Annotated in this window: 6 protein-coding genes and 1 pseudogene; 3 read left to right on the forward strand and 4 right to left on the reverse strand. The window is 71.0% G+C overall.

Annotated elements, in window-relative coordinates; genetic code table 11:
- The first annotated feature begins 67 nt into the window (after positions 1–67).
- Positions 68–2020, forward strand: coding sequence for a dipeptidyl-peptidase 5 (locus tag H5J29_RS17005; protein WP_181781936.1), 1953 nt, complete (start codon positions 68–70; stop codon positions 2018–2020).
- A gap of 59 nt (positions 2021–2079) precedes the next feature.
- On the opposite strand, the gene H5J29_RS17010 is transcribed toward H5J29_RS17005, so the two are convergent.
- The 4 genes from H5J29_RS17010 to H5J29_RS17025 all read right to left on the reverse strand — a co-directional run bounded on the left by H5J29_RS17010 (position 2080) and on the right by H5J29_RS17025 (position 5312).
- Complete coding sequence (locus H5J29_RS17010) at positions 2080–2943, reverse strand: amino acid ABC transporter permease (RefSeq protein WP_181781937.1); 864 nt, start codon at positions 2941–2943, stop codon at positions 2080–2082.
- Positions 2940–3587: an amino acid ABC transporter permease gene (locus H5J29_RS17015; protein WP_181781938.1), complete on the reverse strand. Its 648-nt coding sequence runs from the start codon at positions 3585–3587 to the stop codon at positions 2940–2942. The genes H5J29_RS17010 and H5J29_RS17015 overlap by 4 nt, the downstream gene beginning before the upstream one ends.
- 78 nt (positions 3588–3665) lie before the next feature.
- The gene (locus H5J29_RS17020) at positions 3666–4550 is read right to left on the reverse strand and encodes a glutamate ABC transporter substrate-binding protein (protein WP_181781939.1); all 885 of its coding nucleotides are present in this window, start codon (positions 4548–4550) and stop codon (positions 3666–3668) included.
- Positions 4551–4583: 33 nt separating this feature from the next.
- Entirely contained in the window at positions 4584–5312 is a 729-nt protein-coding gene (locus H5J29_RS17025; RefSeq protein ID WP_181781941.1) for an amino acid ABC transporter ATP-binding protein, read from the reverse strand.
- A 131-nt stretch (positions 5313–5443) separates the two neighbouring features.
- On the opposite strand from H5J29_RS17025, the gene H5J29_RS17030 reads away from it, so the two are divergent.
- Positions 5444–6112, forward strand: coding sequence for a response regulator transcription factor (locus tag H5J29_RS17030; protein ID WP_181781940.1), 669 nt, complete (start codon positions 5444–5446; stop codon positions 6110–6112).
- 6 nt (positions 6113–6118) lie between these two features.
- Positions 6119–6527, forward strand: a pseudogene (locus tag H5J29_RS17035) (sensor histidine kinase); the annotation flags it as partial.

Below are 6527 nucleotides of genomic sequence, written 5' to 3' on the forward strand. Positions count from 1 at the left end.
CGGTCCCGCCTGCTGACCCGCCGCGGCGGGGGTCCACGGACGGCGCCGACGGACTAGCGTGATCGCCGTGAGCGCGCCCACCACCCCCGCCGTGCTGCCCTTCGGGTCCTGGCCGACCCCCATCACGTCCGAGCTCGTCGTCGCGTCGGCGGTGCGGGTGTCCGGCGCCCGCGTCGACGGCGACGCCGTGTACTGGGCCGAGGCGAGCCCCAGCGCGGGCGGCCGCACGCAGATCGTCCGCCGCGACCCGGACGGCACCACCACCGACCTGCTCCCCGAGGGGTTCGACGCCCGCACCGGCGTCCACGAGTACGGCGGCGCGGCCTGGTGGGTGCGCGGCGGGGTGGTCTGGTTCGCGAACTGGCTGGACCAGCGGCTCTACCGGCTCGCCCCCGGCGGTGAGCCGGAGCCGCTCACCCCCGAGCCCGCCATCCCGCGCGGGGACCGCTTCGCGGACGGGTCGGTCGCGGGCGCGGAGATCCTGCTCGTCCGGGAGCGGCACGGTGGCAGCGGCGCCACGGACGTCCGCAACGAGGTCGTCCGGATCGCCGCAGACACCCCGTCGGAGCCGGAGGTGCTGGTCAGCGGCCCGGACTTCGTGATCAGCCCCCAGCTGTCGCCCGACGGCAGGCGCATCGTCTGGATCCAGTGGGACCACCCGTCGATGCCCTGGGACGACACCGTCCTCATGGGACGCAACCTGGAGACGGGGGACGAGGCCTACATCGCGGGCGGCCCCGGCGAGTCGGTCTCCGAGCCGCGCTGGCAGCCCGACGGCAGCCTCTGGTTCCTCTCCGACCGCACCGGCTGGTGGAACCTCTACCGCTGGGTGCCGGGCGAGGACATCAAGCCGCTCGTGGTCCTCGACGCCGAGATCGGCGTGCCCGGCTGGCAGCTCGGGAGCTCCCGCTACGCGGTGCTGCCCGGCGGCCGCGTGGTGTTCGCGCGCTGGTCGAAGGGCTACGACGGGCTGGCCGTCCGCGAGCCCGACGGCGAGTTCACCGAGCTCGACCTGCCCTTCTCCGCGATCGGGTCGGTCGCGCCGTACGGGGTGGGCAGCGTCGTCGTCGTGGCGGGCACGCCGACCGAGGAGCCGGGCGTGCACGTGGTGAGCGTCGACGGGGACGTCGAGACCCTCCAGGCCCCCCGCGACCTGGGGATCGACGACGGCTACCTGTCCGTCCCCGAAGCCGTGTCCTTCCCGTCGGTGGACCCGGCGGGCCTGCCGCGCACCGCCCACGGCCTGTTCTACCCGCCCGCCAACCCCGCCGTCGCCGGGCCCGCGGGCGAGCTCCCGCCGCTCCTCGTCGTCATCCACGGCGGCCCGACGGCGGCGGCGCTGCCGGTGCTGTCCGTGGCCGTCCAGTACTGGACCAGCCGCGGGTTCGGGGTGGTCGACGTCAACTACGGCGGGTCCACGGGCTTCGGCCGCGCGTACCGCGAGCAGCTCAAGGGCGCGTGGGGGATCGTCGACGTCGCGGACTGCCTCGCCGCGGCCCGCCACCTGGCCGTGACGGGCCGGGTGGACGGTGCGCGGCTGGCCATCCGGGGCGGTTCCGCGGGCGGCTACACGGTCCTGGCCGCCCTCGCCCGGGCGGACACGCCCTTCTCGGCGGGGGCCGACCACTACGGCGTCGCGGACCTGGAGGCCCTCGCCGCGGACACCCACAAGTTCGAGAGCCGCTACCTCGACGGCCTGGTCGGGCCCTATCCCGCGGCCCGCGAGGTCTACGTGGAGCGGAGCCCGATCCACCACGTCGACCAGTTCCACACGCCGCTGATCGTGCTGCAGGGCGACGAGGACGCGATCGTGCCGCCGAACCAGTCGGAGGCGATCGTCGAGGCGCTGCGGGCGCGGCAGGTCCCGGTGGCCTACCTGCTGTTCACGGGTGAGCAGCACGGCTTCCGCAAGGCGGAGAACATCCGCCGCGCCCTCGACGCCGAGCTCTCCTTCTACAGCCAGGTCTTCGGCTTCGCGACGGACGTGCCCGAGATCGAGGTCGAGAACCTGCCGAGATGAACCTCAGTGCTGTCCAGAGCATGATCGAACAGCACTGAGGTTCATCTCGGCGGGTGGGGTCAGAGCACGCCGGCGAGCTCTTCGGGGGCCTCGGCGGGCTTCGCGCCGCCACCCTTGGGGGTCCGGCTCATCCGCTTCTCCAGCAGCTTCGACCCGCCGGAGAGGATCAGGCAGAGCCCGATGTAGATGACCGCCACGACCATCGCGACCTGCAGGATCGGGCTGCCCAGCTGGCCCTGGCTGCCCAGGAAGCGCGCCTGGTAGAGCAGCTCCGGGTACAGGATGATGTAGCCCAGCGCGGTGTCCTTGAGCACCACCACGAGCTGGCTGAGGATCGTGGGCAGCATGGCCCGCAGCGCCTGCGGGAGCAGCACGTTCGTCATCACCTGGGTCTTGCGCATGCCCAGCGCGTACGCCGCCTCGGACTGGCCCTTCGGCAGCGCGTTGATGCCCGCGCGGAACACCTCGGCGAGCACCGAGCCGTTGTAGAGGGTCAGGCCGATGACGACCGCCCAGAACGCCGGGATGTCGATCCCGAAGGCGCGGGAGACGCCGAAGAACAGGATGAAGATCAGCACCAGCAGCGGGATCGCGCGGAACAGCTCGATCAGCACGACGGCCGGGCGGCTGACCCAGGAGTGGTCCGACAGCCGTCCCGCGGCCAGCAGCGCGCCGAGCAGGAGCGAGAGGACCGCGGCGACGAGGAACGCGGAGACGGTGTTCCACAGCGCGTCGAGCAGGAGGTACTGGATGTTGACGTAGGTGATCCACTCCCACAGCCGCGGCTCGAACTGGCCGGTGACGATGAGGCGGTAGACCACGAAGCCGAGCACGGCGAGCACCAGCAGGGTGCCGACCCCGCCGATCAGCAGGTTCCGGACGCGGGCCTTGGGGCCGGGGACGTCGTAGAGGACCGAGGTCATCGTGCGGTGCTCCACTTCCGGTCGAGGTTGCGCTGCAGCAGGGTCAGCGGCACCACGAGGATCACGAAGAACAGCGCGACCCAGAGCAGCCCGACGAGCACGTTGTAGCCGCGCTCGGACAGCGCCGCGTAGATCCCGCCCGCCTCGACCACCGAGAAACCGGCGGCGATCGTGGTGTTCTTGAGCAGCGCGATCTGCACGTTGGTCAGCGGCGGCACGACGGACCGGACGGCCTGCGGGAACACGACCTGGGACATCGTCTGGCCGAAGGTGAACCCGAGCGCCCGCGACGCCTCGGCCTGGCCCACCGGGACCGTGTTGATGCCCGAGCGGACGACCTCGCACACGAACGCGGAGGTGTAGAGGATCAGGCCGATGCACGCGCGCCAGAAGAAGGAGATGTCGGCGATCTCCAGGCGCGGGTAGGCGAACGCGAAGAAGAACAGCACCAGGGTCAGCGGCGTGTTCCGGATGGTGTTGACGTAGAGCGTGCCGAAGGCGCGCAGGACCGGCACGGGGCTGACGCGCATCCCGGCCAGGATCGTGCCGAACAGCAGCGAGCCGATCGCCGCCACCAGGAACAGCTGGATGGTGCCGAGGAACCCGCGTCCGTACAGGTCGAGGTTGTCCAACAGGACGTTCACTACGGGCCGCTCCTTCTCACGCGGGCGCGAACGGTCCCCGGGGCGGGCAGGGCGCCCGCCCCGGGGACCGCGTGGGGATCAGTACCGCTGGAGCGCGGGCGGCGAGGCGGGCGAGCCCGACTTGCCGAGCGTCTCGTCGTAGATCTTCTGCCAGGTCCCGTCGTCGTACGCGGCCTGCAGGATGTCGTTGATCTTGTTGCGCAGCGCGGTGTCGTCCTTGTTCAGGCCGATGCCGTAGGGCTCGGTCGAGAAGGTCTCACCGACGACCTTGATCTGGTCGGGCTGCTGGCTGGCGAAGCCCTTGAGGATCGCGTCGTCCGTGGTGACCGCGTCGACCTGGCCGGAGATCAGCTGGTCCACGCACTGGCTGTAGGTCTGGAACTCCACGATCTGGTCGGTCAGGCCCTGGTCGCGCACGCGCTGGATCGGGGTCGAGCCGGTGACCGAGCAGACCTTCTTGCCCTGCAGCGTCTGCGGGCCGGTGATGTCGGTGTTGTCCTCCTTCACCAGCAGGCCCTGGCCCGCCACGAAGTACGGGCCCGCGAAGGACACGCGCTGCTTGCGGTTGTCGTTGATCGTGTAGGTGCCGACCATGTAGTCGATCTCGCCGCGGGAGATGGTGTCCTCGCGGGCGGCCGACGGCACGACCTTGTAGTCGATCTGCTCGGCGGCGAAGCCGAGCTGCGCGGCGACGAGGCGCGCGATCTCGATGTCGAAGCCGGCGTACTGGCCGGTGGTGGCGTCCTTGAACCCGAGGCCGGGCTGGTCGTCACGGACACCCATGACGACGCGGCCGCGCGCCTTCATCGCGTCGAAGACCGGGGAGCCTGCCACGGTCACGTCGGCGGCGGGCGCGTTGCTCACGACGGGCTCGGAGGTCCCGCCGGGGGAACCCGACTGTCCACAGGCGGTCAGGGTGAGGGCGGCCGCGGCCAGCCCCACCACGAGGGAACGCAACTTCATTTCGGAACTCCTGTTGTCGAGAAGGGGGACGCGTCAGTGGGTGAGGATCTTGCCGAGGAAGTCCTTGGCGCGGTCGCTCGTGGGGTTGGTGAAGAAGGCGTCCGGAGCGGCGTCCTCGACGATCTCGCCGTCCGCCATGAAGATCACCCGGTTGGCGGCGCGACGGGCGAAGCCCATCTCGTGGGTGACCACGAGCATCGTCATGCCCTCCTTGGCCAGCGAGGTCATCACGTCGAGCACCTCCTGAACCATCTCCGGGTCCAGCGCCGAGGTGGGCTCGTCGAACAGCATCACCTTGGGGCTCATCGCGAGCGCCCGGGCGATCGCGACGCGCTGCTGCTGCCCACCGGACAGCTGCGCGGGGTACTTGTCCTTCTGGTTCGCGATGCCGACCCGCTCCAGCAGGCGCATCGCGTTCTTCTCGGCCTCGCCCTTGTTCTGCTTGCGGACCTTCAGCGGTCCGAGCATGACGTTCTCGAGGATCGTCTTGTGCGCGAACAGGTTGAAGCTCTGGAAGACCATGCCGACGTCGGCCCGGAGTCCGGCGAGCGCCTTGCCCTCCGCAGGCAGCTCCTCGCCGTCGATCGCGATGACACCCGAGTCGATCGGCTCGAGCCGGTTGATCGTGCGGCACAGGGTGGACTTGCCGGAACCCGACGGTCCCAGCACCACCACGACCTGGCCCGCGTCGACCTCGAGGTTGATGTCCTTGAGCACGTGCAGCTCACCGAAGTGCTTGTCGACGGTGACCATGCGGATCATGGGGGTACCGGTATCGGTCATGGGCGGTCTCCAGGCATGGCGGGACGCTAGGGCGAATCGGACATGCGAGTCCATCACCTTGGGCAACCTTTAGGGTTTCGTATCGATAACAACCGCGAAGGGAGGTCGGCGTGCACATCCTGCTGGTCGAGGACGACGACCGGGTCGCCGCCGCACTGCGCCCCGCCCTCCACCGGCACGGGATGACCACCACCCGGCTCGACCGCGGGCGAGACGCCGTCGAGCACCTCGGCGGGGTGGACGTCGTCCTGCTGGACCTCGGCCTGCCCGACGCCGACGGGGTGGACGTCTGCCGCGCCATCCGTGAGGCCAGCGACGTGCCGGTGATCGTGGTGACCGCGCGGGGGGACGTGGAGGACCGGATCGTCGGGCTGCACTCGGGCGCGGACGACTACGTGGTCAAGCCCTACGACGTCGGCGAGCTGGTCGCGCGGATCCACGCCGTGCAGCGCCGCCGCGGGCCCGAGGCCTCGGAGGCGGTGGACCGCGTCGTCACGACCGCGGACGGTGTGGCCATCGACCTGGGGCGGCACACGGTGACCGTCGACGGCACCGAGGTCGTGCTGACGCGCAAGGAGTTCCAGGTGCTGGCGTTGCTCGCGTCGGCGCGCGGGACGGTCTGCACCCGGACCCGGATCGTGGCGGAGGTGTGGGGGCGCAGCTGGCCCGGCGCGAACCGCACGCTCGACGTCCACGTGGCCACCCTGCGCACGAAGCTCGGGCGGCCCGAGCTGGTCCAGACCGTGCGTGGGGTGGGGTACCGGCTGGGGACCGGCTGATCGGCGGTGAGGACGCGCCTGCTGGTCATCGTCTGCGTGCTCGTCGGGCTGCTCGCCGTCGGGCTCGGGGTGCCGCTCGCGCTGTCGAACTCCCGTGCGGCACAACAGGAGCTGTTCATCGACCGGCTCACGGACACGATCTACTTCGCCTCCCGCGCGCAGCGGCCCATCACCGAGGACACCGCGCCCGGGCTGGCCGAGGAGCTGGCCCGCTACGACGAGGTCTACGGCGTCGCGGTGACCGTCGTCGACCGAGCGGGCACGGTCGTCGCGGCCTCCCGGCCGGACCCGCCCGCGCTCGACGTGGACGGGAGGGAGCGGCTCCAGGTGGCTCTGGCCAGCCGCCGCTCCGCCGCTCCACCGGAGGATCTGTGCACATCTGGCCCGGCTCGCCCTACCCGCTGGGTTCGACCTT

This window comes from Pseudonocardia pini, assembly GCF_013870575.1.
GTDB classification, from domain to species: domain Bacteria; phylum Actinomycetota; class Actinomycetes; order Mycobacteriales; family Pseudonocardiaceae; genus Pseudonocardia; species Pseudonocardia pini.